23 protein-coding genes, 1 tRNA gene and 1 other RNA gene are annotated in these 26,197 nt (G+C 69.1%); 12 read left to right on the forward strand and 13 right to left on the reverse strand.

All coding sequences use genetic code 11. The annotated features are described in order from the left end of the window. Positions 1–266: 266 nt before the first annotated feature. The 3 genes from ACN4JJ_RS18715 to guaB1 form a co-directional block, all read right to left on the reverse strand. Positions 267–1,301, reverse strand: a complete 1,035-nt coding sequence (locus tag ACN4JJ_RS18715) for a hemolysin family protein (protein WP_440711414.1) — start codon at positions 1,299–1,301, stop codon at positions 267–269. Beyond that, positions 1,294–2,718 carry a hemolysin family protein gene (locus tag ACN4JJ_RS18720; RefSeq protein ID WP_440711532.1) on the reverse strand — a complete coding sequence of 475 codons (1,425 nt, stop codon included), beginning with the start codon at positions 2,716–2,718 and terminating at the stop codon, positions 1,294–1,296. The genes ACN4JJ_RS18715 and ACN4JJ_RS18720 overlap by 8 nt, the downstream gene beginning before the upstream one ends. Before the next feature lie 125 nt (positions 2,719–2,843). Next, positions 2,844–4,283 (reverse strand): GMP reductase, encoded by a 1,440-nt coding sequence (gene guaB1, locus ACN4JJ_RS18725; RefSeq protein ID WP_440711415.1) that lies wholly within the window; start codon positions 4,281–4,283, stop codon positions 2,844–2,846. Between the two features lie 148 nt (positions 4,284–4,431). Here guaB1 and ACN4JJ_RS18730 point away from each other — a divergent pair, with 148 nt between their 5' ends. Beyond that, positions 4,432–8,286 carry a multifunctional oxoglutarate decarboxylase/oxoglutarate dehydrogenase thiamine pyrophosphate-binding subunit/dihydrolipoyllysine-residue succinyltransferase subunit gene (locus ACN4JJ_RS18730; RefSeq protein WP_440711416.1) on the forward strand — a complete coding sequence of 1,285 codons (3,855 nt, stop codon included), beginning with the start codon at positions 4,432–4,434 and terminating at the stop codon, positions 8,284–8,286. Between the two features lie 169 nt (positions 8,287–8,455). Here ACN4JJ_RS18730 and ACN4JJ_RS18735 read toward each other — a convergent pair whose 3' ends face one another. Beyond that, a complete protein-coding gene (locus tag ACN4JJ_RS18735; protein WP_440711417.1) occupies positions 8,456–8,695 on the reverse strand; it encodes a zf-HC2 domain-containing protein in 240 nt (79 codons plus the stop codon). Next, positions 8,692–9,333, reverse strand: a complete 642-nt coding sequence (locus ACN4JJ_RS18740; RefSeq protein ID WP_440711418.1) for a sigma-70 family RNA polymerase sigma factor — start codon at positions 9,331–9,333, stop codon at positions 8,692–8,694. Before ACN4JJ_RS18740 ends, ACN4JJ_RS18735 begins: the two co-directional genes overlap by 4 nt. A gap of 65 nt (positions 9,334–9,398) precedes the next feature. Between ACN4JJ_RS18740 and aroA the strand changes: the two genes are divergently transcribed. The 4 genes from aroA (at position 9,399) to ACN4JJ_RS18760 (ending at position 13,386) form a co-directional block, all read left to right on the forward strand. Further along, on the forward strand, positions 9,399–10,757 hold the full coding sequence (gene aroA / locus ACN4JJ_RS18745; protein ID WP_440711419.1) for a 3-phosphoshikimate 1-carboxyvinyltransferase: 1,359 nt from the start codon (positions 9,399–9,401) through the stop codon (positions 10,755–10,757). Next, the gene (rsgA, locus tag ACN4JJ_RS18750; RefSeq protein WP_440711420.1) at positions 10,754–11,800 is read left to right on the forward strand and encodes a ribosome small subunit-dependent GTPase A; all 1,047 of its coding nucleotides are present in this window, start codon (positions 10,754–10,756) and stop codon (positions 11,798–11,800) included. The genes aroA and rsgA overlap by 4 nt, the downstream gene beginning before the upstream one ends. Positions 11,801–11,922: 122 nt before the next feature. Continuing rightward, positions 11,923–12,777, forward strand: a complete 855-nt coding sequence (locus ACN4JJ_RS18755) for an inositol monophosphatase family protein (protein ID WP_440711421.1) — start codon at positions 11,923–11,925, stop codon at positions 12,775–12,777. Positions 12,778–12,867: 90 nt separating this feature from the next. Next, positions 12,868–13,386, forward strand: a complete 519-nt coding sequence (locus ACN4JJ_RS18760) for a septum formation family protein (protein ID WP_440711422.1) — start codon at positions 12,868–12,870, stop codon at positions 13,384–13,386. 63 nt (positions 13,387–13,449) lie between these two features. On the opposite strand, the gene ACN4JJ_RS18765 is transcribed toward ACN4JJ_RS18760, so the two are convergent. Then, entirely contained in the window at positions 13,450–14,997 is a 1,548-nt protein-coding gene (locus ACN4JJ_RS18765; RefSeq protein WP_440711423.1) for a S1C family serine protease, read from the reverse strand. A 95-nt stretch (positions 14,998–15,092) separates the two neighbouring features. Between ACN4JJ_RS18765 and ACN4JJ_RS18770 the strand changes: the two genes are divergently transcribed. Both ACN4JJ_RS18770 and ACN4JJ_RS18775 read left to right on the forward strand, forming a co-directional pair. Then, positions 15,093–15,755: a histidine phosphatase family protein gene (locus tag ACN4JJ_RS18770; protein WP_440711424.1), complete on the forward strand. Its 663-nt coding sequence runs from the start codon at positions 15,093–15,095 to the stop codon at positions 15,753–15,755. Beyond that, the gene (locus tag ACN4JJ_RS18775) at positions 15,752–16,255 is read left to right on the forward strand and encodes a MarR family winged helix-turn-helix transcriptional regulator (protein WP_440711425.1); all 504 of its coding nucleotides are present in this window, start codon (positions 15,752–15,754) and stop codon (positions 16,253–16,255) included. The genes ACN4JJ_RS18770 and ACN4JJ_RS18775 overlap by 4 nt, the downstream gene beginning before the upstream one ends. A gap of 27 nt (positions 16,256–16,282) precedes the next feature. Here ACN4JJ_RS18775 and ssrA read toward each other — a convergent pair. Then, positions 16,283–16,681, reverse strand: a transfer-messenger RNA (tmRNA) gene (gene ssrA / locus ACN4JJ_RS18780). Between the two features lie 126 nt (positions 16,682–16,807). Between ssrA and ACN4JJ_RS18785 the strand changes: the two genes are divergently transcribed. Together ACN4JJ_RS18785 and ACN4JJ_RS18790 are read left to right on the forward strand one after the other, a co-directional pair. Further along, positions 16,808–17,491: an SIMPL domain-containing protein gene (locus ACN4JJ_RS18785; protein ID WP_440711426.1), complete on the forward strand. Its 684-nt coding sequence runs from the start codon at positions 16,808–16,810 to the stop codon at positions 17,489–17,491. Continuing rightward, complete coding sequence (locus ACN4JJ_RS18790; protein ID WP_440711427.1) at positions 17,488–18,429, forward strand: SDR family NAD(P)-dependent oxidoreductase; 942 nt, start codon at positions 17,488–17,490, stop codon at positions 18,427–18,429. The genes ACN4JJ_RS18785 and ACN4JJ_RS18790 overlap by 4 nt, the downstream gene beginning before the upstream one ends. A gap of 33 nt (positions 18,430–18,462) precedes the next feature. Here ACN4JJ_RS18790 and smpB read toward each other — a convergent pair whose 3' ends face one another. The 4 genes from smpB to prfB form a co-directional block, all read right to left on the reverse strand. Next, positions 18,463–18,939 carry an SsrA-binding protein SmpB gene (gene smpB, locus ACN4JJ_RS18795; RefSeq protein WP_440711428.1) on the reverse strand — a complete coding sequence of 159 codons (477 nt, stop codon included), beginning with the start codon at positions 18,937–18,939 and terminating at the stop codon, positions 18,463–18,465. Between the two features lie 60 nt (positions 18,940–18,999). After that, complete coding sequence (ftsX, locus tag ACN4JJ_RS18800; protein WP_440711429.1) at positions 19,000–19,914, reverse strand: permease-like cell division protein FtsX; 915 nt, start codon at positions 19,912–19,914, stop codon at positions 19,000–19,002. Further along, the gene (gene ftsE, locus ACN4JJ_RS18805) at positions 19,911–21,041 is read right to left on the reverse strand and encodes a cell division ATP-binding protein FtsE (protein WP_440711430.1); all 1,131 of its coding nucleotides are present in this window, start codon (positions 21,039–21,041) and stop codon (positions 19,911–19,913) included. Before ftsE ends, ftsX begins: the two co-directional genes overlap by 4 nt. 111 nt (positions 21,042–21,152) lie before the next feature. Beyond that, a complete protein-coding gene (gene prfB, locus ACN4JJ_RS18810; RefSeq protein WP_440711431.1) occupies positions 21,153–22,259 on the reverse strand; it encodes a peptide chain release factor 2 in 1,107 nt (368 codons plus the stop codon). A 73-nt stretch (positions 22,260–22,332) separates the two neighbouring features. On the opposite strand from prfB, the gene ACN4JJ_RS18815 reads away from it, so the two are divergent. The 3 genes from ACN4JJ_RS18815 (at position 22,333) to ACN4JJ_RS18825 (ending at position 24,522) form a co-directional block, all read left to right on the forward strand. Beyond that, positions 22,333–23,583 (forward strand): MFS transporter, encoded by a 1,251-nt coding sequence (locus ACN4JJ_RS18815; protein ID WP_440711432.1) that lies wholly within the window; start codon positions 22,333–22,335, stop codon positions 23,581–23,583. Positions 23,584–23,656: 73 nt separating this feature from the next. Continuing rightward, positions 23,657–23,738 (forward strand) — tRNA-Leu (locus tag ACN4JJ_RS18820). Positions 23,739–23,769: 31 nt separating this feature from the next. After that, entirely contained in the window at positions 23,770–24,522 is a 753-nt protein-coding gene (locus ACN4JJ_RS18825; RefSeq protein WP_440711433.1) for a DedA family protein, read from the forward strand. A gap of 12 nt (positions 24,523–24,534) precedes the next feature. On the opposite strand, the gene ACN4JJ_RS18830 is transcribed toward ACN4JJ_RS18825, so the two are convergent. Next, positions 24,535–25,548: a cation diffusion facilitator family transporter gene (locus tag ACN4JJ_RS18830; protein WP_440711434.1), complete on the reverse strand. Its 1,014-nt coding sequence runs from the start codon at positions 25,546–25,548 to the stop codon at positions 24,535–24,537. A 46-nt stretch (positions 25,549–25,594) separates the two neighbouring features. Continuing rightward, on the reverse strand, positions 25,595–26,191 hold the full coding sequence (gene rdgB, locus ACN4JJ_RS18835) for an RdgB/HAM1 family non-canonical purine NTP pyrophosphatase (RefSeq protein ID WP_440711435.1): 597 nt from the start codon (positions 26,189–26,191) through the stop codon (positions 25,595–25,597). Positions 26,192–26,197 lie beyond the last annotated feature (6 nt).

The following is a 26,197-nucleotide window of genomic DNA, read 5'->3' on the forward strand; positions in this document are numbered from 1 at the left end:
CAACCGGGCAACCGCCACCATCTTGTCCGCCTCGAGTGCGGCTTGCCGACGGGTGATGTCCTCGACGTGATCAAGATCAGCATCGAAGGCGGCACGCGCGCCGATCTGACGCCGAGGCCCGGCATCCGTCGCGTCCGTCATCTCTATCATGAGATAAATTCAACCATCGACCACCGACACCGACCCCCGACAACCCGACCACACCCATCGAAGGCAAGCGCGAAGCGCGCGGCAGCCCCTTACGACCACCGCGCCACCCCGCGAACCTACCGCCGAGTAGCGTCCTGAACCTCGCCCACCAACTCCTCGATGATGTCCTCGAGGAACAGCACACCGGTAGTCGACCCCGACTCGGTGAACGACCGCGCCAGGTGCGCTCCCGACTTGCGCATCGAGGCCAGAGCATCCTCGAGGTCGGTCTTCTCGAACAGCGACGGCAGCTGCCGGATGCGCTTGGCGGGGATCGGGTCGTCGAACTCGTCGTCGTCGAGATCGATCACGTCTTTCAGGTGCACGTATCCCGAGGGCAGCCCCTCCGCATCCACGAGCACGTAGCGCGAGAACCCGTACTTGGCGACGGCACGCTCGACGTCGGCCGGCGTGGCCGAGTCGGGCAGGCTGACCAGCGACGAGAGCGGCACCGCCACCTCGGCCACGGTCTTGGTGGTGAACTCGAACGCCGCCGACAGCGTGCCGGTGTTGTCGGAGAGCACGCCCTCCTTCGTGGACTGCGCCACGATGGTCGACACCTCGTCGAGCGTGAACGCACTCGCGGCCTCGCTCTTGGGCTCCACCTTGAACACACGCAGCACGCCGTTCGCCGTGGAGTTCAACGCCACGATGATGAAGCGGAAGATGCGCGCGAATCCCACCAGCGGGGGCGCCAGCAGCAGCACCGCACGGTCGGGCACCGAGAACGACAGGTTCTTCGGCACCATCTCGCCGAACACGACGTGCAGGAACGACACGAGCGTGAGCGTGATGACGAACGCGACCGTGCCGATCACTTCTTCCGGCAGCCCGGTGAGGTGCAGTGGCACCTCGAGCAGGTGGTGGATGGCCGGCTCCGACACGTTCAGGATGAGCAGCGAGCACACGGTGATGCCCAGCTGGCTGGTCGCGAGCATGAGGGTGGCGTGCTCCATCGCCCAGAGGGCGGTCTTGGCACTGGCCTTGCCCTGCTCGGCGAGCGGCTCGATCTGCGAGCGGCGGGCCGAGATGACGGCGAACTCCGCGCCCACGAAGAAGGCGTTGCCGATCAGCAGCAGAACGAGCCAGAGGATCCCGAGCCAATCAGACATGGTCGGCTCCCTTCTCGTTGGTCACTGCTTCTCGTCTTGCAGCTTCGGTCGTGGCGGCTTCCTTCGTCACGGCCCGGTCGAAGTCGGCCCGGCTCTTGGCCAGGCCCGACCTGCTGCCGTCGGCATCCGGAACCTCCTCGGCGGGGGCGGGCATGAACCGGATGCGATCGATCCGCCGCCCGTCGAGACGCTCCACCCGCAGCGCTCCATCGGGAAGCACCACCGTGTCGCCGACCGCGGGAAGCCGGCCGAGCTCGCTCATCACGAACCCGGCGACGGTCTCGTACGGCCCGTCCTCCGGCACCTGGATGCCGGCCTGGTCGGCCAGCTCGTCGGGCCTGAGCGAACCGGGGAACGTGGTCGCTCCCCGGGATCGCACGACTCCAGCCCGGCTGCGGTCGTGCTCGTCGACGAGCTCGCCGACGATCTCCTCCACCAGGTCTTCGAGGGTGACGACGCCGGCGGTTCCGCCGTACTCGTCCATCACCACGGCCATCTGGTAGCCGCGCCCGCGCAGTTCGCCGAGCAGCACGTCGAGCTTCATGGTCTCCGGCACGCGGACGGTCTCGGTCATGATGGCCGTCACCGGCACCTCGGAGCGGCGCTCGCGCGGGATCGCCACCGCCTGCTTGACGTGCACGAGGCCCACGATGTCGTCGATGCCCTCGTCGATCACCGGGAACCGGGAGTGCCCGTTGGAGCGGGCGAGTGCCAGCACGGTCGCCGCGGTGTCGTCGCGCTTGACGCTCGCGATGCGGGGGCGCGGCGTCATCACGTCGGAGGCGTCGTGCGACGAGAACAGCAGCGTGCGGTTCAGCAGCGTCGCGGTGTCGAGATCGAGGCTGCCCTGCATCGCCGAACGGCGCAGCAGGGAGGACAGCTCCTCGGCCGTGCGCGCACCCGACAGCTCCTCCTTCGGCTCGATGCCGAAGGCGCGCAGGATGCCGTTGGCGCTGTTGTTGAGCAGCGCCACGGCGGGCCGGAACACGGCCGTGAACACCAGCTGGAACGGCACCACGATGCGCGCGGTCTTCAGCGGCAGCGCCAATGCGAAGTTCTTCGGCACGAGCTCGCCGATGATCATCGACAGCAGGGTGGCGAACACGATGCCGACGGTCGCGCTGAGGACGGGCACCACGGTCTCGGGGATGCCGAGCCCCAGCAGCGGGTCGCGGAGCAGGCTCGAGATGGCCGGCTCCATCGTGTACCCGGTGAGCAGCGTGGTGAGGGTGATGCCCAGCTGTGCGCTGGAGAGGTGCGTCGAGGTGTGCTTCAGCGCGCTGATGGTCGGCTGCATCCCCTTCTCACCGCGCTCGGCACGCGCTTCGAGATCGGAGCGGTCGAGGTTGACGAGCGAGAACTCGGAGGCGACGAAGAAACCGGTGCCGACGGTGAGCAGGAGCCCCACGCCGAGCATGATCAGCTCAAAGGCCACGGGAGCCTCCCGCGAGGAGGCGGCCGGAGGCGACTACCGCCGGCGGAGAGAGGAGGAACGGATGATGGGCAGAAGGAGGGTCGTCCATTGTCCCGCCGATTATACAGTCACCAGCTGACCGGCAACGCCTTCCCCTCCTCATAGCCCGCGGCCGACTGCGTGCCCACCACGGCGCGATCGTGGAACTCCGCCATCGTGGCCGCTCCCGCGTACGTGAACGAACTGCGCACCCCCGAGGTGATCATGTCGAGCAGGTCTTCGATCGACGGTCGCAGCGGATCCAGGTAGATGCGGCTCGACGAGATCCCCTCGGCGAACAGGGTCTTGCGCGCCAGCTCGTAGGCGTCGAGGCGGCCGAAGCGCTCCTGCACCGCCTTGGTCGAGGCCATCCCCCAGCTCTCCTTGTACAGCCGGCCGTCGGCATCCGCAGCCAGGGTGCCGGGCGCCTCGATGGTGCCGGCGAACCACGAGCCGATCATGACGGATGCCGCACCGGCGGCCAGGGCGAGCGCCACGTCGCGGGGGTACCGCACGCCCCCGTCGGCCCAGACGTGGGCGCCGAGCTCGCGCGCGGCCCCGGCCGTCTCGAGCACGGCCGAGAACTGCGGACGCCCGACCGCGGTCATCATGCGGGTCGTGCACATCGCACCCGGCCCCACTCCGACCTTCAGGATGTCGGCTCCCGCGTCGACCAGGTCGGCCACGGCTTGCGCCGTCACCACGTTGCCGGCCGCGATCGGCACGCCCAGGTGGGCGTCGCGCAGCGCCCGGAGCGCACGCAGCATCCCCTCTTGATGACCGTGGGCGGTGTCGACCACGAGCACGTCGACGCCGGCCGCCACCAAGGCGCGCGCCTTCTCGACCACGTCGCCGTTGATGCCCACGGCGGCGGCCACGCGCAGGCGCCCGTCCCCGTCGACCGCCGGACGGTAGATCGTCGCGCGCAGAGCGCTCGTGCGGCTCAGCGTCCCCACCAGGGCGCCGTGGCGCAGGATCGGCGCGAAGTCGATGTCGGCGGCCACCATGGCGTCGAAGGCCTCGCGCGGCCCGTCGATGTCGTCGGCCGAGATGGCGGTCAGTGCACCGTGCAGGAGGTCGCCGAGTCGAGCATCCGGAGGCGCCGTCGCCAGGCGGGACGCGGCGATGCAGCCCACGAAGGTGCCGTCGCTCTCGTGCAGCACGAGACCGTGACCGGGCACCGCGGGCACCAGGCGCAGCGCCTCCTCCACCGTCTGCGCCGGGTGGAAGGCGAAGGGCGTGTCGAACTCCACGGGCTGGTCTTTCACCCAGCGGATGGCGGCGGCCAGTTCTTGCAGCGGCATGTCCTGCGGGAGAACCCCGAGCCCGCCGCGCCGGGCGAGGGATGCCGCCAGGCGGGGACCGGTGACGGAGTTCATGTTGGCCGAGACGATCGGGATCGTCGCCCCCGTGCCATCCGTCGGCGCGAGCGAGACGTCGAGGCGGCTCGTCACCGCCGAGCGCGAGGGAATGAGGAACACGTCGGAATAGGTCAGATCGTTGCGCCCGGGATCGCCTGAAAACTGCATACGAACCACGCTAGCCCGCACCGCTGTGGCCCGAACAGGTGCCAGGAAGGTTTAGGCTTGAATACGCACGTGTCACGCGTGAAGACGCAGCGCAGCAGACACCGGCACGTGCCACGGACGTGAGGCAACGGAAAGTGGGCGATCGGCTTTGACCAGCCAGTTGACGGGTACGAGCACAGACGACGGAGCATCGGGAGAATTCGGGGCCAACGAGTGGCTCGTCGATGAACTCTACGAGCAGTATCTGACCGACAAGAATTCGGTCGACCAGTCTTGGTGGCCGGTTCTGGAGAGCTACCGCTCCCATGTCTCGTCGAAGGCGCAGTCCGAGGGCCAGGCCCCGGCCGGCAGCGCGACGCCGGCCGAGAGCGACGCCCCCGCCCAGGCGCCCGCCGCCGAGCAACCCGCGGCACCCGCCGGCCCCGACGCCGCCTCCCCGGCTCCGGTGGAGTCGGCCCAGACCGTGACCCCGCCCGTGCAGAGCGAGTCGGGTCAGATCGCGCAGGCCTCGGGGGCGGATGCCCGCCCCGCCACCCAGCCGATCGCCAAGACCACGAGCGTGGAGGCGAAGCCCCAGCCGATCCCTGCTGAGGCTCCGGCGCCCGCCGCCGCAGCCGACGCGAAAGCGGCCGAGCAGGACACGATCACCCCGCTCCGCGGCATGTCCAAGACGCTGGCCAGCAACATGGATGCCAGCCTCACCGTTCCGACGGCCACGAGCGTGCGCTCCATCCCGGCCAAGCTGATGATCGACAACCGGATCGTCATCAACAACCACCTGCGTCGCTCGCGCGGCGGGAAGGTCTCGTTCACCCACCTCATCGGCTGGGCGCTCGTGCAGGCGCTCAAGGAGTTCCCGAGCCAGAACGTCTACTACGACGAGGTCGACGGCAAGCCCTCGGTCGTCGCCCCGGCCCACGTGGGCCTCGGCATCGCGATCGACCTGCCCAAGCCCGACGGAACGCGCGCGCTCATGGTGCCCGGCATCAAGCGCGCCGACACCATGGGCTTCAACGAGTTCCTCTCCGCCTACGAAGACCTGGTGAAGCGCGCCCGCGCCAACAAGCTCACCGCGGCCGACTTCCAGGGCACCACGATCTCGCTCACCAACCCGGGCGGGATCGGCACCGTCCACTCCGTGCCCCGCCTGATGAAGGGCCAGGGCGCCATCATCGGTGCCGGTGCCCTCGAGTATCCGGCCGAGTTCCAGGGCTCCTCGCAGAAGGTGCTCTCCAACCTCGGCATCGGCAAGGTCATCACGCTCACCAGCACCTACGACCACCGGGTCATCCAGGGCGCCGGATCGGGCGAGTTCCTGAAGAAGGTGCACGAGCTGCTGCTCGGCCAGCGCGACTTCTACGAGAACATCTTCGCCGAGCTGCGCATCCCCTACGAGCCCATCCGCTGGGCCGCCGACATCGAGGTCGACCTCGCCTCGGCCATCGACAAGACCGCCCGCGTGCAGGAGCTGATCAACGCGTTCCGCGTGCGCGGCCACCTGATGGCCGACATCGACCCGCTCGAGTACCGCCAGCGCATCCACCCCGATCTCGACATCGCGACGCACGGACTCACCTTCTGGGACCTCGACCGCGAGTTCGTGACGGGCGAGTTCGGTCTCACCCGCCAGTCCTACCTGCGCGACATCCTGGGTGTTCTGCGCGACTCGTACTGCCGCAAGATCGGCATCGAGTACATGCACATCCAGGATCCCGCGCAGCGTCGCTGGATCCAGGAGAAGATCGAGAGGCCCTACGCCAAGCCCGGCCACGACGAGCAGATGCGCATCCTCGAGAAGCTCAACGAGGCCGAGGCCTTCGAGACCTTCCTGCAGACCAAGTACGTCGGCCAGAAGCGCTTCTCGCTCGAGGGCGGGGAGTCGACGATCGCGCTGCTCGACCGCATCATCCAAGGCGCCGCCGAGGAGGGCCTCGACGAGGTCGCGATCGGCATGGCCCACCGCGGCCGCCTGAACGTGCTCACCAACATCGCCGGCAAGACCTACGGCCAGATCTTCCGTGAGTTCGAAGGCACCCAAGACCCGCGCACCGTGCAGGGCTCGGGCGACGTGAAGTACCACCTCGGCACCGAGGGCACCTTCACCGCCAGCGACGGCAAGGAGATCCCGGTCTACCTGGCCGCGAACCCCTCCCACCTCGAGGCCGCCGACGGCGTGCTCGAGGGAATCGTGCGCGCGAAGCAGGACAGGAAGCCGATCGGCACCTTCTCCACCCTGCCGATCCTGATCCACGGCGACGCCGCCCTCGCGGGCCAGGGCGTCGTGGTGGAGACGCTGCAGATGTCGCAGCTGCGCGGCTACCGCACCGGCGGCACCATCCACATCAACATCAACAACCAGGTGGGCTTCACGACTCCCCCGTCGGAGTCGCGCTCCTCGGTGTACTCCACCGACGTGGCCAAGACCATCCAGGCGCCGATCTTCCACGTGAACGGCGACGACCCCGAGTCGGTCGTGCGGGTGGCGCAGCTGGCGTTCGAATTCCGTCAGCAATTCCACCGCGACGTGTTCATCGACCTGATCTGCTACCGCCGCCGTGGTCACAACGAGGGCGACGACCCCTCGATGACCCAGCCGCTGATGTACAACCTGATCGAGGCCAAGCGCTCGGTACGAAAGCTCTACACCGAGGCCCTCCTCGGCCGCGGCGACATCACCGAGGAGGAGTACGAAGACGTCCACCGCGACTTCCAAGACCGCCTCGAGCGCGCCTTCGCCGAGACGCACGCGGCGCAGACCTCCTCGATCCCGGTGATCACCGAGGACACGCAGGCGGTCTCCGACCTCGAGCGCCCCGAGTCGCAGCGCGACGACAGCACCACCGCTCCGTTCGAGACCGCGGTGGCGACATCCGCGATCCACCTGATCGGTGACGCCTTCGACAACAAGCCGGCCGGCTTCACGGTGCACCCGAAGCTGCAGCAGCTGCTCACCAAGCGCGTCGACATGAGCCGCAACGGCAGCATCGACTGGGCCTTCGGCGAGCTGCTCGCGCTCGGTTCGCTGCTCGTGGAGGGCACCCCGGTTCGTCTCGCAGGTCAGGATGCCCGCCGCGGCACGTTCGTGCAGCGGCACGCCGTGCTGCACGACCGGGAGAACGGCCAGGAGTGGCTGCCGCTCGCGAACCTCACCGAGAGCCAGGCCCGCTTCTGGATCTACGACTCCCTGCTGAGCGAATACGCGGCGATGGGCTTCGAATACGGCTACTCGGTGGAGCGACCGGATGCCCTGGTGCTCTGGGAGGCGCAGTTCGGCGACTTCGCCAACGGCGCCCAGACCATCATCGACGAGTTCATCTCGTCGGCCGAGCAGAAGTGGGGCCAGCGCTCCTCGCTCGTGCTGTTGCTGCCGCACGGCTACGAGGGCCAGGGTCCCGACCACTCCTCGGCGCGCATCGAGCGGTTCCTGCAGCTCTGCGCCGAGAACAACATGACCGTGGCGCGTCCGTCGACCCCGGCGTCGTACTTCCACCTGCTGCGCCGCCAGGCCTACGCCCGGCCGCGCAAGCCGTTGATCGTCTTCACCCCGAAGGCGATGCTTCGACTGCGCGGAGCGACGAGCTCGGTCGACGACCTCACCTCGGGCCGCTTCGAGCCGGTGATCGACGACGTGCGGATCACCGACAAGGGCGCGGTCACCAAGGTGCTGCTGCACTCCGGCAAGATCCACTACGACCTCGCCAACGAGTTGCAGAAGAACCCGAACGAGGCCATCGCACTGGTGCGTCTCGAGCAGTTCTACCCGCTGCCGCTCGAGGAGATCAACACGGTCGCCGCCCAGTACCCCAACGCCGAACTGGTGTGGGTGCAGGACGAGCCGCAGAACCAGGGCGCCTGGCCGTTCATCTGCACCGAACTGGCCAGCCGACTGAACGGTCGCACCATCTCGGTGGTCTCGCGTCCGGCCGCGGCCTCCCCCGCCGCGGGCAGCGCGAAGCGTCACGCGGTGGAGCAGGCCGAGCTCCTCACCCGCGCCCTGAGCTAGCTGCGTTAAGGGCCTCTCGCCGATGGCGAGGGGCCCTTAACGGTCGCGCCGGTCCCCGCCCGGCGCGAGGCGACATGTTCGGGTGCGGTCGCTGTCGCGGCCACGCCCTCACCCTGGGTCGTCGAGTCGGGCCTGAGACTTCGTCCGGGATGGGGCTAGTGGGACAGAGTTAGTGGGTCTGCAGGGTGCGGAGGCGCGCCATGAGCTGGTCGCGCAGCTCTTCGGGGGCGGTCTCCTTGCAGGCGCGCTGGACGGTCTGCGTCAGTACGATGCCGATGTGGAGTTCCGACTGGCAGCCCTCGCAGGTGGCCAGGTGGTCGCGGATGTCGGCCGCATCCGTCTTGCAGATCTCGTCGCGCAGATACTCTTCGAGCTCGGCACGGGCCTTGCTGCAACCGCAGTCAGTCATTTCTTGCTCCCTTTCACGGAGGCGACGGCCAGTCCGCGTTCACGTGCGTAATCGGTCAGAAGGCCCCGGAGAAGTCGTCGGCCACGATGCAGACGACTCATGACGGTGCCGACAGGGGTCTTCATGATGTCGGCGATCTCCTGGTAGGAGAATCCCTCCACGTCGGCCAGGTACACGGCAAGACGGAAGTCTTCGGGAATCGACTGCAGCGCCTCTTTGACGTCGCTGTCGGGCAGGTGATCGATCGCCTCGGCCTCGGCCGAGCGGCTCGACGACGCGGCCGTCACCGATTCGGCCGAACCGAGCTGCCAGTCCTCCATGTCGCTGGTGGAACCCTGGTACGGATCGCGCTGCTTCTTGCGGTACGTGTTGATGAACGTGTTCGTGAGGATGCGGTAGAGCCACGCCTTGAGGTTCGTGCCCTGTTCGAACTGGCCGAACGCCGAGTACGCCTTCACGAAGGTCTCCTGCACCAGATCCTGCGCATCCGCCGGGTTGCGGGTCATCCGCAAGGCCGCACCGTAGAGCTGATCGAGGAACGGGATGGCCTGCTCTTCGAAGAGGGCGCGGGGATCAGGGGTGGGAGTGCTCATCGTCGCCCAGTCTACGACCGGCGCATCCAGCACTGCAGTTGTCATCGGGCACGAATCCTTCTGGTTGTGTCAGCCTCCACGGATTTGCCGGCCGACTATTCTGATAACCGATGCCTGTCTCGAGAAATTCCATCCCGCAGTTCAACCCCTACGGCGATGACGCACCACAGACCGCCGAGGAGCACTGGGCCGCGCCCCGCGCTCACGCGCCTTTGAGCGCCACGCTGGCGCTGCCCGGCTCGAAGTCGCTCACGAACCGCGAGCTCGTGCTCTCGGCCCTGGCCGACTCGCCGTCGCTGCTGCGCGCTCCCCTGCACTCGCGCGACAGCGACCTCATGGTCGAGGCGCTGCGGGCGCTCGGCACCACCATCGTGGCGGTCGACGGCGAGGGCGGCTACGGCCCCGACCTGGCCATCACGCCGGCCGAGGAGCTGCTCGGCAGCACCACCATCGACTGCGGACTCGCCGGCACCGTGATGCGGTTCCTCCCGCCCGTCGCCGCTTTGGCCCTCGGCCCCACCACCTTCGACGGAGACGAGGGCGCCCGGCGCCGCCCGATGGCCACCACCATCACCTCGCTCCGCGCGCTCGGCGTCGACATCGGCGACGACGGACGCGCCGCCCTCCCCTTCACCGTGCACGGCCGCGGCCGGGTGGCAGGGGGCGAGCTCACCATCGACGCCTCCCGCTCGAGCCAGTTCGTGAGCGGCCTGCTGCTCACGGCGGCACGATTCGACGAGGGCCTCGACCTGCGGCACGAGGGCTCACGGCTCCCCTCGCAGCCGCACATCGACATGACCATCGCCGCGCTCCGCGCCCGGGGCGTGGAGGTCGAGAGCAGCGGCGACGGCCGCTGGAGCGTGCGTCCCGGCCGGATCGCCGGCGCCGAGGTCGACATCGAGCCCGACCTCTCCAACGCCGCCCCGTTCCTGGCGGCCGCGCTCGTGGCCGGAGGCAGCGTCACGATCACCGGCTGGCCGGAATCCACCACCCAGGTCGGTGCCGACCTCGCCGACATCCTGCCGCTGTTCGGCGCCACGGTGAGCCGGGACGGCGACCGCCTCACCGTCACCGGCGGCGAGAGCATCCGAGGCATCTCGATCGATCTGAGCACGGGCGGCGAACTCGCCCCCGCCGTGGTGGCTCTGGCCGCGCTCGCCACCGAGCCCAGCGAGATCACCGGCATCGGCCACATCCGGCATCACGAGACCGACCGGCTCGCCGCACTGGCCACCGAGATCAATGGACTCGGCGGCCGCGTCACCGAGCTGCCCGACGGCCTCGCCATCACCCCCGCTCCCCTGCACGGCGGCATCTGGCAGAGCTACGCCGACCACCGGATGGCGACCGCCGGTGCCATCATCGGCCTCGCGGTCGACGGGGTGCTGATCGAAGACATCGCCACCACCGCGAAGACGCTGCCGCAGTTCCCCGAACTCTGGCGCGGCATGCTCCCGGGTGGCGCATGAGCTGGTGGTCCGACGGTGAGGACGAGGACGACGACGAACTCGAGTTCGACGAGTCCCTGATCCGGGTGCGCCCGAACCCCAAGGGGAATCGGCCGCGCACGAAGACCCGTCCCGAGCACAAGGATGCCCTGGCGGGACGGATCATGACGGTCGACCGCGGCCGCTTCTCGGTGCGGATCCACCAGGACACCCCCGAGGAGCGGGAGATCACGGCCTCCCGGGCTCGGGAGCTCGGCCGCAACACCATCGTGACCGGCGACTGGGTCGACCTCGTGGGCGACACCTCGGGCGACCCGGGAACGCTGGCCCGGGTGGTGCGCGTGCACGAGCGCAGCACGCTGCTGCGACGGAGCGCCGACGACACCGACGAGGTGGAGCGGGTGATCGTGGCCAACGCCGATCAGATGCTGATCGTGGTGGCCGCCGCCGATCCGGAGCCGCGCGCGCGCCTGATCGACCGCTACCTGGTGGCCGCCTTCGATGCCGGGATCGCCCCCATCCTCTGCATCACCAAGACCGACCTGGCCGATCCCGCACCGTTGCTCGCGCAGTTCGACTGCCTCGACATCCGGGTGGTCACGCTCTCCCGCGACGCGGTGCCGATGGAGGAGCTGACCGACCTGCTGGTCGGCCGCACCACCGTCACCGTGGGGCACTCGGGTGTGGGCAAGTCCACCCTCGTGAACGCCCTGGTGCCGAGCGCGCTCCGCGCCACCGGCGTCGTGAACACGGTCACCGGCCGCGGGCGGCACACCTCCTCGTCGACGGTGTGCCTGCGTCTGCAGGCTCCCGACGGCCGGTCCGGGTGGATCATCGACACCCCCGGCGTGCGATCGTTCGGCCTCGGCCACGTGGATCCGGCGAACATCCTGCGCTCGTTCGCCGCGACCGCGCACGTGCCCGCGGGCGAGCCGCCCGACGGCATCCCGCTGAGCGAGGCGCACGACTGGGAGATCATCGACCGGGTCGAAGCCGGGGAGCTGGGCGAGAGCGGCAAGGCGCGGATGGAGTCGCTGCGCAAACTGCTCGACACGCGCGGCTGATCGCTGAGCGCTAAGCGCTAAGCGTCGGGCTGAGTGCCGGGCGCTGTGTGTCGGGCCGAGTGCCGGGCACTGCGCCGGGCGGCGTTCGCCGGGCCTCCCACCGCTCCCGCTAGCCTGGAGGCGTGACCGAGAACCAGCCCGCCGCCCCGCTTCCCTCCTCGCCCGAGCTCGCCGACGACCTCGCGCTCGCGCTGCGACTGGCCGACCGAGCGGATGCCGTCTCCCGCGCGCGCTTCCGGGCCACCGACCTGCACGTGACCACCAAGCCCGACCGCACGCCGGTGACGGATGCCGACCGCGCCGTCGAGCAGGCCATCCGCGACGAGCTCACCGCCTCACGACCCGACGATTCCGTGCGGGGTGAAGAGTTCGGCACGGGTGGCGGCACGACCGGCAGCATCCGGCAGTGGATCATCGACCCGATCGACGGCACCGCCAACTTCATGCGCGGGATCCCGGTCTGGGCGACGCTCATCTCCCTGGCCGTCGACGGCGTCCCCGTGGTGGGAGTCGTGAGCTCCCCAGCGCTCGGCCGCCGCTGGTGGGGCGCGCGCGGCCTCGGAGCCTTCACCACGGATGCTCTGGACACCACCCCCGATGTGGCCCGCCCCATCCGCGTGTCGGGTATCGGCACCCTCGCCGACGCCTCTCTCAGCTACAACAGTCTCAAGGGCTGGGACGACGAAGGCCGGCTCGACGACCTCACCCGCCTGAGCCGCGCCGTCTGGCGCACGCGCGCGTACGGCGAGATGTGGTCGTACATGATGGTGGCCGAGGGCCAGCTCGAGATCGCCGGCGAGTTCGACCTGCAGCCGTACGACATGGCCGCCTTGGTGCCCGTGGTGGAGGAGGCCGGCGGGCGCTTCAGCTCGGTGGACGGCGAGGAGGGCCCGTGGTCGGGCAGCGCACTCGCCACCAACGGGCTGGTGCACGACGAGGTAATCGCACTGCTGCGGAGCACGACGGCGCCGAATTGACCCGCTGAAGGGGTCACCCCCATAATGGTCACGCGGGGGCGCTCACAGGCTCCTCCCAGGCACCCCTCTTCCCTAGGTCCGGAGGCCATCATGGCGATCACCTCTTCCCCCCGTACATCCTCACGACTGCTCGCAGCGGCCGGCGCCGTTCTGGCTCTCGGTCTCACGCTGTCCGGCTGCACGGCGCTGTTCCCCAGCTCCGCCCCGCCGGCGACCGACTCCCAGACCGGTGAGGAGATCGAGCAGACCGACACCGACGTGTTCTCGCTCTCGGTCGGCGACTGCCTGAACGACACCGAGGGCACCGAGGTCAGCGAGGTGCCGACCGTCGACTGCGGCGCGGAGCACGACTTCGAGGTGTACTACGACTTCGAGATCGCCGACGGCGACTTCCCGGGTGACGACGCCATCAACGCCGAGGCGGAGACCGAGTGCCAGGCCGGCTTCGAGGACTTCGTGAAGATCGCCTACGACGACTCGATCTACGGCTTCACCTACTTCACCCCCACCGAGGGCTCGTGGACCAACGGCAACGACCGCCTGGTGTCGTGCCTGATCGGCGACCCGAACGGCAAGGTCACCGGCAGCCTCGCGGGCGCGGCCAAGTAGCCCACCGCCCCCTCGCAGCAGAAAGGGCCGGCCCCTCGGGGCCGGCCCTTTCGTGTGCTCCGATCAGAACGTCGCCGTGAAGCTTCCCATCACGTGCTCGATGGCCGGCAGGTCGGCCTCGCTCGCGATGGCGACCGTGACCACCAGCACATAGCTGGTGTCTTCGGGATAGGCGACGACGATCACGTAGTCGCTCTGCCCGCCGCAGCCCGAGTAGTACTGGTACTTTCCCGTGTAGACACCGTCGGAGTAGTCATCGGTCGAGCCGCTCGCGCACTGCGCGGTGAGGTTCGCGTAGGAGTCGAAGATCACCTGCGGGTCGCGTGACGCGGCATCCGTCGTCGGTGAGGCCTGGAGCGTGACCCCGGAGGTTCCCCAGCTCTCCTGGAACTGTTGCAGGTTCGTGCTGGCCCGCACGTCGAGGAACTCGCGCCCCGCCTCCGTGGTGACCGGCGCCCCGTCGACGTCAGCCCAGTCGGTGGGAACCTCCACGCTCAGCACCCCCGTGTCGTCGGTGATGGTGGTGTAGCTGCGCCCGTCGTCTTCGCCGGGCGAGGTCGACCCGATCCCCGGGATCGTGACCTGCTCGAGCTCTTTGCCGTTGAACTGCCCGCGGTAGAGGGTGTCTTCGGAGGGCCGGTAGACGTCGACGTCGATGGTGCCATCGGTTCCCTGGGTGCGGATGACGTCGCAGTACTCCTGCAGGGTGCCCTCGGCGGCAAGGGTCTTGCCGGCCATCCGCAGCAGCACGTCACCCGGCAGGAGCCCCGCGGCATCCGCCGGCGAGCCGGCCTTCACCGAGCTGACCCACACCCCGAGCGATTCGCCCTGGTCGTCCAGCGGCAGGGCCTGGGCGTTCACGCCGAGGCTCTGCACGTCGTCGCCGTCGATCAGCTTCTGCACCACCGACTCCGCCTGGTCGCGGTGGATGGCGAAGTTGGAGTCGAGATCGGCCACACTCGCGTAGTTGACGCCCACCACCTCGCCCTGCGGGTTGACCAGAGGGCCACCGGAGTTGCCGGGTCGGATCTTGGCGTCGTGCTCGATGGTGTGATCGATCGAGGCCCAGGCGGTCTGGCCCGCGGTGTCGTTCTTGGAGACGATGCCCTTGGTGAGGGTGAACTCGGGATCGCCGAGCGGGAAGCCGGCCGCGTAGACCTCCTCCCCGGTGGTGATGTCGCCCTTCTGCCAGCCGAGGAACGGGAAGCCCTCGCCGTCGACCTTGATGACCGCGAGGTCGAGGCACTCGGACGACCCCAGGATCTCGGCGTTGTACTCCGTGTCGCCCCCACCGACGTGCACCTTCATCGTGCCGGCTCCCACGACCACGTGGTTGTTGGTGACCGCGAGGCCGTCGGAGGAGATGAAGAAGCCCGAGCCGAGGCCCGCCTGCTCTTCGGTCTGCCCGTTGTCGGGGTTCGCGAAGGTGCCCTCCGACTCGATCTGGATGGTGGCCGACTGCACACCCGAGAAATCGGCCGCTCCGCCGGCACCCCCACCTCCGGAACTGCAGGCGGCGAGTGTGCCGCCGAGCAGCACGAGGGGTACGAGGGCGGCGATTCGGGTGGCCAAGGGTGGGCGCATGGTCGTCTCTTCCGGTCGGATGGGCATGAGGAATGCTCGAATAGAGGCAAGTCTAACCGAAACCGACGATTTGTCACCTCCATGTCAGGCGGCTCCCCGCGAGAGCCCCTAGGGTGGAACGGATGCGACTTCTCCTGATCCGCCACGGCCAGACCATCGACAACGTGAACGGTGCCGTCAGCACCGCCGTCCCCGGACCGGGACTGACCGATCTTGGGCTCCGACAGGCCGCCGCCGTGCCCGGAGCGCTCGGCGGTGAGCACATCGACGCCATCGCGGTCTCGACCATGCTCCGCACCCAGCTCACGGCCGCTCCCCTGGCCGCCGCGACCGGAATCGAACCGCAGGTCGTCGACGGCCTGTTCGAGATCACGGCGGGTGAGCTGGAGGGCCGCACCGATCAGGACGCCGTGCAGACCTACATGCGCACGATCTTCTCCTGGTGGACCGACTTCGAGGCCCGCATCCCCGGCGGCGAGAGCGGCACCGAGTTCCACGCCCGCTACGACCGGGCCATCACCTCGCTGTACGACGCGCATCCGGACGGCACGGTCGCGGTGTTCAGTCACGGAGCGGCCATCCGCACCTGGGCCTCCTGGTCGGCGCGCAACATCGACGCGGACTTCAGCCGCGGCCGCACCCTGGAGAACACCGGCATCGTGACGCTCGAAGGCTCACCCGCCGAGGGCTGGATCGCCACCCACTGGCAGGGCACCCCGCTCGGCGGAGCCGCTCTGGAAGACCTCTCGGCGCCCGACCCGACGGGTGAAGCGACCGCGAAGTGACCGCGACGCCGCCCCTGGACGCCACGCAGTTCGCCGTGTGGGCCGACTTCGTGCTGGCCTACACCCGCACCATGCGCCTGGTGGAGGGGCGCCTGCGCAGCAGCGTGCGCCTCACCTGGGCGCAGTACGACGTGCTCTACAACCTGCATTCCCACGCGGAGGGGCGGATGAACGTGGGCGAGCTGTCGAAGTCGCTGCTGTACTCCAGCGGATCGGCGAGCAACCTGATCCGCAGCATGGCGACGGCCGGTCTGGTGGAGCGCTCGGCGTCGCCGCAGGACCGCCGGGTGTCGATCGTCGCACTGACCGAGCTCGGCCGACAGACCGTGGAGACGGGCACGGCACAGGTTCTCGAGGTGGTGGGTGCCGAGTTCGCGGCGAAGCTCGGCGAGACGGAGCTGCCGGCCGTGGCGGCCTTCCTGCGCCGCATCCGTTCGGCGGACCCGGGGCTGCGCGAGCCGCCGTACGAGCTCCCGGCGCAGCTGGCACCGGAGAAGTGACCCGAACAACGTGCGACAGCGGCCGAATGGTGGAGATGGGGGGAATTGAACCCCCGTCCACTGCTGTGATTCTGCGCCTTCTACGGGCGTAGCCTGTACAGACGTTCTACTCGGCTCCGACCTTTGCTACAGGCACCTAGGTCGACGAGCCCAGCCACAGTGCAAGTCCCGCGTGGCCCTGAGACACAACCACGCAGCAATCTCTCTAGATAATGCCGGAACCCGGGTAGAGAGCATTCCCGGACCGACAGTTGCTAATTAGCTAGGAAGGAAGACCTAGGCCGCGAGGGCGAAGGTGGCCTTCTTGGCCGCAACAGTGCTGTTTGAATTGGCACTTATAGTTTGCAGAGATCGTTTACGAGATAACCCTGCATCCTCGACCCGCTTCTCGCAGTTTCGCAGGCAATGTCGAAACCGATCATCCCCCTGCCGGGTCGCTGTCGCACGCTGTTGAGTTGTCAAACACCGCCGGGCGAACCCGGAGCAGCCCTCCATCTTACGACATTCCTGGGCGACCCGGTTCATCCCGCCGCATGGAATATCGTGGAGACCATGCCTGAGACGATCATCACGGTGGCCGGGAGCCATCAGCTCCGCCACAATCCGGAGCGGGCGCGGGTGCGCATCGGCATCGGCTTCGAAGGCTCCAAGCGCGACAGCGTGCTCGCGGCCACCCGGGCCGCCCACGAATCCCTCGCCGGATCGCTGGAGACCCTCCTCGACGAAGAGGACGGCCCCGTGATCACCTGGCACTCGGAGGAGATCCGGGTGTGGGGCCAGCGGCCGTGGAGCCAGGACGGCACGCGACTGCCGGTGGAGTTCCACAGCGCGGTCTTCCTGGATGCCGAGTTCGACGATTTCGAGGCGCTCTCCGAGTGGATCGACGTCGTCTCCATCCGCGAGGGCATCGCCGTCGACGGGATCGAATGGCTGCTCTCGGAGGAGACGAAGGCCGACCTGGAGAGCGAGGCCCGGCAGGGGGCGATCTCCGACGCGCTCACCAAGGCCGGCGAGTACGCCCGGGCCCTCGGTCTCGGCGAAGTGACGCCGCTCTCGATCTCCGACCCGGGACTTCTGGAGAATCCGGGCGCGGCGGGGCACGGCATGCCCCTGGCGGCCATGGCCCGCTCGGCGGCGCCCTCGGGCGGCGGCATGGAGCTGCGGCCCAGCGCCCTGGTGATCGAGGCCACCGTGCACGCCCGCTTCTCGGCCGCGTCCCCGGTCGCACGATCGTGAGCGGCCCCGGGCCCACGCTGCCCGACCTGAGCGGCACGACCGTCGTGGTGACCGGAGGCACGGGCGGCCTCGGCTACTGGGAGACCGAGCAGCTGGCCGCCGCCGGCGCGACGGTGGTGATCGCCGCCCGCACGCCCGAGAAGGGCGAGGCCGCGCTCGCCTCGCTGCGCCGTCACGTTCCCGAGGCCGGCGAGCGGGCGAGCTTCGTGCGCCTGGACCTCGCCGATCTCGGCTCGATCGCCGCCGGCGCCGCCGAGCTCGCCGCCCTCCCCCGCATCGACGCCCTCGTCGCCAACGCGGGCATCCTGTCGACCGGCGGCGGCCGCGGCACCACGGTCGATCGTTTCGAGACCATGATCGGCACCAACCTGCTCGGGCACGCCGCCCTGATCGCCCGCCTGCTGCCCACCCTGCGGGCTCAGGATGCGGCCCGGATCGTGCACCTCGGCAGCATCAGCCACGAGTTCTTCCGCCTCGACCTCGAAGATCTGCAGAGCAACCGCACCCCGTTCCGCCAGTTCCGCAGCTACGGCCGCTCGAAACTCGCGGTGATGACCTACGCCTTCGAGCTCGACCGGCGCCTGCGCGCGGCCGACTCGACCGTGCTGAGCCTGGTGGCGCATCCGGGGTTCTCGGTGGACGAGCTGAGCCCGCCCCGCGACATCCTGCCGGCACCCAAGGCCGGCAACGCGGTCAGCCGGGCGGCCTACCGCCTGATCGGGCAGGGCAAAGACGCGGGCGCCTGGCCGATCGTGGCCGCTGCCACGGATCCGGCCGCGGCCGGCGGCCAGTACTGGGGCCCGGACGGCTGGCGACAGCTGAAGGGAGCTCCCGCCGTGGTGGGCGCGAAGACCTACGCCCGCGACGCCGCCACGGGCGGCGCGCTCTTCGCCCGCGTCGAGGAGCTCACGGGCGTCTCGCACGACCTCCCGGCCTGAACCCGGCTCTGCGAGCCGACAGGCGGCGAGGGATCAGTCGCCGAGGTTCCGTCGGCTGGACATGGCGCGGGCGGCCTCCCGCTTGTCCTGGCGCTCGCGCAGGGCCTGACGCTTGTCGTACTCGCGCTTACCCTTGGCCACCGCGATCTCGACCTTGGCGCGCCCGTCGCTGAAGTAGAGCTGCAGCGGCACGAGGGTGTAACCGCCCTCTTTGGTCTTGTTGTGGATCTTGAGGATCTGCTCCTTGTGCAGCAGCAGTTTGCGCTTGCGGCGGGGCGGATGGTTGTTCCAGGTGCCCTCGTTGTACTCGGGGATGTGCACGGCATCCAGCCATGCCTCTCCCGCGTCGATGTAGGCGTAGCCGTCGACCAGCGACGCCCGGCCCTCGCGCAACGACTTCACCTCGGTGCCGGTGAGCACAAGGCCGGCCTCGTAGGTGGTCTCGATGGTGTAGTCGTGTCGCGCCTTGCGGTTGGTCGCGACGACCTTCTGTCCGCGTTCGCGTGGCACGGGTACTCCTAGTGATCGATCTGACGGATGCTGCTGCCGGAAAACAGGCAGCCCACCATTCTAGACCCGCAGGTACCGGGTGATCGCGAACTTAGCGGACAGGGCCGCCAGAACGGCGCCCCCGACGATCAGGATCGGGATCACCAGGAACGCATCCGCATCGCTCACGAACGAGGTGAACGGAAGCTGCACGCTGAGGTAGCCCTGCACGAAGAAGCGCACGATCGCCCAGATGGCGACGCCCGCGAGCACCGAACCGATCAACGAGGCGATGATGCCCTCGAGGATGAACGGTGTCTGGATGAACCGGTTGGAGGCGCCCACCAGGCGCATGATGCCGAGCTCGCGGCGCCTCGAGAAGGCCGAGAGCCGGATGGTGGTGGCGATCAGCAGCACGGCGGCCACGAGCATCAGTCCGGCGATGCCGATGGCCGTGTAGCTGGCCGCGCTCAGGATCGAGAAGATCTGCTCCAGGTAACTGCGCTGGTCGGTGACGCTGTCGACACCGGCGAGGCCGGACAGGCTCTCGACCAGCACGTCGGACTGCGACGGGTCTTTCAGGTTCACCCAGAAGGTCTGGCTGAGCAGGTCGGCCGTCACGTACTCGGTCACCGGGTTGCCGGCGAACTGCTTCTGGAAGTTCTCGAAGGCCTGCTCGTGGTCTTCGAAGTAGTACTTGTCGATGAACGGCTGCAGCGTGGGCGAGTCGAGCTGCGCCTGCACGGCAGCGATCTGGTCCTGCCCGGCCTCACCGCCGGCGCAGTTCTCGCCACCGGACGTGGCGGTGCACATGTAGACCGCGACTTGGGCCTTGTCGTACCAGAAGTTCTTCATCTGGCCGATCTGCATCTGCAGCAGGATCGCCGCGCCCACGAAGGTGAGCGAGATGAAGGTGACGAGCACGACGGAGATGACCATCGAGACGTTGCGGCGGAGGCCGGTGCCGACCTCGCCCAGGATCAGTGCGAATCTCACGTCGTCGGCCCCACGTTCTGGTCGTTCGCCGGGTCGGCCGGGGCGCCGGGGGCGCGCAGGCCGAGCTTCTCGGCGAGGGTGAGCGACTCGGTCGCCGGGTCGGCCGGGCCAGGTTGCTGCTGCTCGGGGAGGTGCTGAGGGGGCATCGGCGGGGGCGCGTATTGCGGCTGGGCCTGCGTCTGCACGGGCACGGGCTGCGCCTGCACCGGAACGGACGGGGCCTGCGCCGCCTGCGAAGGTGCCGCCTGGGCCGCCTGCGCCGGCACGGTGACGGGCTCGCGCACGGCCGGCTGCTCGGGCACCGGGATCTGCGGCGGCAACGGCTGCACGGGGCTCGTATTGCCCCCCGAGGTGTGCGGGCGCGCCGGGCCGACCGGGCGCACGAGGCCGTCGCCCAGCGCGATCTCGGCGGTGAGGCCGCTGTCCTGCAGGGCGATCTCGGCGGTCATGCCGTAGCCGCCCTGGTCTTCGTCGCGCACGATCTGGCCGGTGACCAGCTCGATCACGCGGCGCTTCATGTGGTCGACGATCGCGTTGTCGTGGGTGGCCATGACCACGGTGGTGCCACCGGCGTTGATCCGCTCCAGAACGGTCATGATGCCGGCCGAGGTGGAGGGGTCGAGGTTACCGGTCGGCTCGTCGGCCAGCAGGATGGCGGGCTTGTTCACCACGGCGCGGGCGATGGCCACGCGCTGCTGCTCACCACCGGAGAGCTCGTGCGGCAGGCGGTTCGCCTTCTCGGCGAGACCGACCATCTGCAGAACATCCGGAACAGCCTCCTGGATGAAACCGCGCGACTTGCCGATCACTTGCAGGGTGAACGCCACGTTGTCGAACACGTTCTTGCCGGGCAGCAGCCGGAAGTCCTGGAACACCACACCGAGGTTGCGCCGGAAGTAGGGCACCTTGCGGTTGGAGATGGTGTTCAGGTCTTGACCGAGCACATGGATGCTGCCCGAGGTCGGCCGGTCCTCCTTGAGGACGAGCCGCAGGAAGCTCGACTTGCCCGACCCCGAGGCGCCCACCAGGAAGACGAACTCCCCGCGCAGGATCTCGAGGTCGATCGAGTCCAGGGCTGGCCGCTTGGTGCCCCGGTAGGTCTTGGTTACGCGATCAAACCGAATCATGACGTGATGACTCTAAGCAGGGTCATCCGGAATCGCGGGCACGACGCGCTGGAGGCCCCGATTCATAGGATTCACATGTTCGGATGCGGCGCCGACCGCCGGATGCGCGACTCAGTCGTGCTTTTGCTTACGCCACTTGATGCCGGCGTTGATGAAGCCGTCGAGGTCGCCGTCGAACACCGCCGAGGGGTTGTTGACCTCGTGGTCGGTGCGCAGGTCTTTGACCATCTGGTACGGCGCGAGCACGTAGCTGCGCATCTGGTCGCCCCAGCTGGCGGTGATGTTCCCCGCCAGCTCCTTCTTCTGCGCCGCCTCCTGCTCGCGCTGGATGAGCATCAGACGCGACTGCAGCACGCGCAGGGCCGCGGCGCGGTTCTGGATCTGGCTCTTTTCGTTCTGCATCGACACCACCGTGCCGGTGGGGAGGTGCGTGATGCGCACGGCGGAGTCGGTGGTGTTCACCGACTGGCCGCCGGGGCCCGACGAGCGGAAGACGTCGACGCGGATGTCGTTCTCCGGGATCTCGATCACGCCGGCCTCCTCGATCAGCGGGATGACCTCGACGGCGGCGAAGCTGGTCTGACGTTTGCCGGCCGCGCCGAACGGGCTCATCCGCACCAGACGGTGCGTTCCCGCCTCGACGCTCAGAGTGCCGAAGGCGTAGGGCGCGTCGATCTCGAAGGTGGCCGACTTGATGCCCGCCTCCTCGGCGTAGCTGGTGTCCATCACCGTGGTGGAGTACTTGTGCTGCTCGGCCCAGCGCAGGTACATGCGCATCAGCATCTCGGCGAAGTCGGCGGCATCCACTCCCCCGGCGCCCGAGCGGATGGTGATGACCGCGGGGCGGGCGTCGAACTCGCCGTTCAGCAGGGTCTGCACCTCGAGCTCGCCGAGCACCTTCTGGATGGCGGTGAGCTCGACCCTGGCTTCTTCGGCCGACTCCTCGTCGCCGGCCTCGTTGGCGAGCTCGATCAGCACCTCGAGGTCGTCGAGCCGGCTCTGGATGCTGTCGATCTTCGCCAGCTCGCCCTGCCGGTGGCTGAGGGCGCTGGTGACCTTCTGGGCCTTCTCGGTGTCGTCCCAGAGGTCGGGGGCGCCGGCCTCCTCGCTGAGGCGCGCGATCTCGGCCGTGAGGGCGTCGACGTCGACGACCGAGCGGATGTCGGAGAAGGTGGAGCGGAGGTGGGCGATCTGTTCGCTGAGGTCAAGGTCAAGCATTATGAGGAACAGTCTAGTGAGAGGGGCTGGGCGACAGCCCGGGTCACTGCTTAGCAGGCGTAAAGTAGTTGCAATGACGACTGCGACGGACGACGGCTTCCGGTTCCGGTCGATCGCCGTCCCCGCGCTCATCCCCTCCTTCCTCTTCGGCATCGGCGAGGGCGCCGTGGTTCCGGTCATCCCGGCCGTGGCCTCGGGCCTCGGGGCCGACCTGGCCGGAGCGGGCTTCGTGGTGGCGATGCTCGTGGTGGGACAGCTGGTGGGCGACATCCCGAGCGGGGCGCTGGTGGCCCGCATCGGCGAACGGGCGGCGATGATCGCCGCCGCCGTGCTGTCGATGGCCGCCATGGTGCTGGCCCTGCTCGCCCCGGGGATCGTGCAGCTGGCCGTCGCGGTCTTCGCACTCGGCCTCGCGGCCTCGACGTTCGCGCTGGCGCGCCAGGCGTTCATGACCACCTTCGTGCCCGCGCGCATCCGGGCCCGGGCCCTCTCGACCCTCGGCGGCTCGTTCCGGGGCGGGATGCTCGTGGGGCCGTTCCTCGGCGCCGGCCTGATCGCGCTCACCGGCTCGGTGGAGACGGCCTTCGGGGTGCAGATCGTGGCCGCACTGGCCGTGATCGTGCTCCTGGTGGTGATGCACGACCCGATGGCCGTGCGGGAGCGGGCCGCCCGTGCGGTACCGACCGCCACCGGCGGGATGCCCCTGGCGGCGAACCCGGGCCTGTTCCGCACCATCTGGCAAAACCGGGGCGCGCTGGTGCGGGTGGGCAGCGGCGCCGCCGTGGTCGGAGCCCTCCGCGCCAGCCGGATGGCCATCCTGCCGCTCTGGGCCGTGAGCATCGGGCTGGAGGCGCAGACCACCGCGCTGGTGATCGGAATCGGCGCGGCGGCCGACTTCGCGCTGTTCTACACCAGCGGCCAGATCATGGACCGCTTCGGCCGCCTCTGGAGCGTCATCCCCTCAATGGTGGGAATGGGCCTCGCCCTGATCGGGCTCGCCTTCACGCACGACCTCGGTGCCGCGGTGCAGTGGTTCGTGGCGATCTCGATCCTGCTGGGCGTGGCCAACGGGGTGGGCAGCGGCATCATCATGACGCTGAGCGCCGACCTGGCACCGCGCGCGAACCCCGCGCCGTTCCTCGGTGCCTTCCGGTTCACCGCCGACGCCGGTGCGGCCGCCGCCCCGCTGATCGTCTCCGCGGTCGTACTGGTGGCCTCGCTGCCGGTCGCCGCCGCGCTGATGGGCCTGGTGGGACTGGCGGGAGCCGGCATCCTGGTGCGGAACGTTCCGCGGTACGTGCCGCATCCGCGCGCCTCGAGCTGAACCGTCCCGCCGCGCGCGCCGCGTCGGCTGAGGATGGGCCGAACAAGCACCCCCTACACTGGAATTCGCCCTTGCGGGAGTGGTGAAATTGGCAGACACGCAGGATTTAGGTTCCTGTGCTTTCGAGCGTGAGGGTTCAAGTCCCTTCTCCCGCACTCGCATCGCTGTCGACTGGAGAAACCGCACGTGATTTCCGCCGTCCCCACCGCCCTCATCCCCTGGCTCGATCCCAACACACTGCTGGGCGGTGTCTTCGGCCCGGTGGCCCTGCTCGTGGTCTGTGCGATCGTGTTCGCCGAGACGGGGCTGCTGATCGGCTTCCTGCTGCCGGGCGACACCCTGCTGTTCTTCACCGGCGTGCTCGCCGTGGGCGGCAAGTTCGGCATCGACATCTGGTGGGTCTGCCTCGCGATCTCGCTGGCGGCCTTCCTCGGCGGTGAGGTGGGCTACCTGATCGGGCACAAGCTCGGCCCGCGCGTGTTCGAGCGCAAGGAGTCGGGCGTGTTCAGCGTGCGCAACGTGGAGCGCACCAATGCCTTCTTCGAGCGCTTCGGCGCCCTGGCCGTGATCATGGCGCGCTTCGTGCCGATCGTGCGTACCTTCGCCCCGATCGCCGCGGGCGTCGGGCACATGAACTACAAGAAGTACTCGCTCTACAACGCGATCGGCGCCCTCATCTGGGGCTCGGGCATCGTGCTGCTCGGCTTCGCCCTCGGCCAGATCGAGCCGGTGCGCGAGTTCACCGAGAAGTACCTCGACGTGGTGCTGATCGGCGTGGTGATCCTCACCGTCGTGCCGACCGTCTTCCACTACCTGCGCGAACGCAGCAAGGCCAAGAAGGAGGCGGATGCCGCCGTCTCCGAAGAAGTGGAGATCACCGGCGCCGCCGAGCGACTCACGCTCGAGCCCGAGGTGTTCGGCAACGACACCGACAAGTAGCCCCGTCGCCCCCTAGAGGTGCGAGTGGTCTTCGTGGCGGGCGTGCTCGGCGGGCTCGATCTGGAAGGTCGAGTGCTCCACGTCGAAGTGCGAGGAGAGGCAGCCGCCCAGGGCGTCGAGCAGGGGCCCCGTCTCGCTGCGCTCGAAGACGGCCCGTTCCACCACGACGTGCGCCGAGAACACGTACTGGCCCGAGGTGATGGCCCAGATGTGCACGTCGTGCACGTCGACCACGCCCGGCTCGTCGAGGATGTGCTGACGGATCGCCTGCACGTCCATGTCGGAGGGCGTCGACTGGTTGAGCACTCCGACGACGTCGCGCAGCAGCGAGACGGCCCGCGGCACGATCATGGCGGCGATCAGCAGCGAGGCGATCGCATCCGCCTTCTCGAAGCCGGTGGTGAGGATGACGATGGCGGCCAGGATGACGGCGATCGAGCCGAGTAGGTCGCCCAGCACCTCGAGGTAGGCGCCGCGCATGTTGATGGAGGTCTTCGCCCCGCCGCGCAGGATCATCAGCGACGTGAAGTTCGCCACCAGGCCGATCCCGGCCACGATCAGCATCAGCTGCCCCTTGACCTCGCCGGGCTCGGACGAGATCAGGCGGCTCACGGCCTCGAACGTCACGAAGGCGGCGACCACGATCAGGATCAGGCTGTTGATCAGGGCCCCGAACACCTCGGCGCGCTGGTAGCCGTAGCTGTGCCGCTCGTTCGCCGGGCGGGCCGCGACGATGGTGGCCAGCAGGGCGACGATCAGGCCGATCAGGTCGGAGAGCATGTGGCCGGCGTCGGCGAACAGCGACAGCGAGCCGGTGAGGAACGCCCCGAACGCCTCGACCACGAGCACGGTGGCGACGATCCCGATGGCGATCGACAGCCGCCGGCGGTTCGCCCCGGCGCCGTGGTCGTGCCCGTGCCCGCTGTGCCCGCCGTGGCTGCGCTCGGGAGCGCCGGCCACGTGCTCCGTGGCAGGGCCGCAGCCGCCGGCATCCGGATGCTCGGGGGGCTCGGTCTGATTCGTCATCACCACAACGCTAGCCGCCCGGAACACCGCGGGGCCACCGTTCGGCCTAGTCAGTAATGAGGCTCATTCTCAGCACCGGCAGGGCGGCGTCGAAGGCGCGTGCGCGGTGGCTGAGGGCGTTCTTCTGCTCGGCCGTGAGCTCGGCGGCGGTGACCTCCAGGCCCTCGGGCAGGAAGATCGGATCGTAGCCGTGCCCGCCGTCGCCGCGCGGTGCAGCGGCGATCGACCCCGCCCACTCCCCCGAGACGACCTGCTCGAATCCGGTCTCCGGCACGACCAGCGCGATGTGGCAGGTGAAGTGCGCCGAGCGGTGCTCGGGCGCGATGTCGGCGAGCTGGTCGAGCAGCAGCTCGAGGTTGGCCTGGGCGCCCCGGCCGTGGCCGGCCCAGCGTGCCGAGAAGATGCCCGGCGCCCCGCCCAGCACGTCGACGCAGATCCCCGAGTCGTCGGCCAGCGCCGGCAGCCCCGTGTGCGCCGCCGCGGCGCGCGCCTTGATCAGCGCGTTCTCGTCGAAGCTCGTGCCGTCCTCCACCGGCTCCGGGCCGTCGTAGGCCACGATCTCGAGCTCGGGCAGCATGGCGCCCAGGATGCCCTGGAACTCGCGCACCTTGCCGGGGTTGTGGGTGGCCAGCACCACGCGCATCCGTCG

Origin of the sequence: Herbiconiux dendrobii (genome assembly GCF_052048175.1) — a bacterium.
Classification (GTDB): Bacteria; Actinomycetota; Actinomycetes; order Actinomycetales; family Microbacteriaceae; genus Herbiconiux.

Bases quoted from the DNA above. Each gene is read 5' to 3' on its own strand.
- ACN4JJ_RS18715 (WP_440711414.1), bottom strand. From the start codon at position 1,301: ATGTCTGATTGGCTCGGGATCCTCTGGCTCGTTCTGCTGCTGATCGGC.
- ACN4JJ_RS18720 (WP_440711532.1), bottom strand. From the start codon at position 2,718: ATGCTCGGCGTGGGGCTCCTGCTCACCGTCGGCACCGGTTTCTTCGTC.
- guaB1 (WP_440711415.1), bottom strand. From the start codon at position 4,283: ATGCAGTTTTCAGGCGATCCCGGGCGCAACGATCTGACCTATTCCGAC.
- ACN4JJ_RS18735 (WP_440711417.1), bottom strand. From the start codon at position 8,695: ATGACTGACTGCGGTTGCAGCAAGGCCCGTGCCGAGCTCGAAGAGTAT.
- ACN4JJ_RS18740 (WP_440711418.1), bottom strand. From the start codon at position 9,333: ATGACAACTGCAGTGCTGGATGCGCCGGTCGTAGACTGGGCGACGATG.
- aroA (WP_440711419.1), top strand. From the start codon at position 9,399: ATGCCTGTCTCGAGAAATTCCATCCCGCAGTTCAACCCCTACGGCGAT.
- rsgA (WP_440711420.1), top strand. From the start codon at position 10,754: ATGAGCTGGTGGTCCGACGGTGAGGACGAGGACGACGACGAACTCGAG.
- ACN4JJ_RS18760 (WP_440711422.1), top strand. From the start codon at position 12,868: ATGGCGATCACCTCTTCCCCCCGTACATCCTCACGACTGCTCGCAGCG.
- ACN4JJ_RS18765 (WP_440711423.1), bottom strand. From the start codon at position 14,997: ATGCCCATCCGACCGGAAGAGACGACCATGCGCCCACCCTTGGCCACC.
- ACN4JJ_RS18770 (WP_440711424.1), top strand. From the start codon at position 15,093: ATGCGACTTCTCCTGATCCGCCACGGCCAGACCATCGACAACGTGAAC.
- ACN4JJ_RS18785 (WP_440711426.1), top strand. From the start codon at position 16,808: ATGCCTGAGACGATCATCACGGTGGCCGGGAGCCATCAGCTCCGCCAC.
- ftsE (WP_440711430.1), bottom strand. From the start codon at position 21,041: ATGATTCGGTTTGATCGCGTAACCAAGACCTACCGGGGCACCAAGCGG.
- prfB (WP_440711431.1), bottom strand. From the start codon at position 22,259: ATGCTTGACCTTGACCTCAGCGAACAGATCGCCCACCTCCGCTCCACC.
- ACN4JJ_RS18815 (WP_440711432.1), top strand. From the start codon at position 22,333: ATGACGACTGCGACGGACGACGGCTTCCGGTTCCGGTCGATCGCCGTC.
- ACN4JJ_RS18830 (WP_440711434.1), bottom strand. From the start codon at position 25,548: ATGACGAATCAGACCGAGCCCCCCGAGCATCCGGATGCCGGCGGCTGC.
- rdgB (WP_440711435.1), bottom strand. From the start codon at position 26,191: ATGCGCGTGGTGCTGGCCACCCACAACCCCGGCAAGGTGCGCGAGTTC.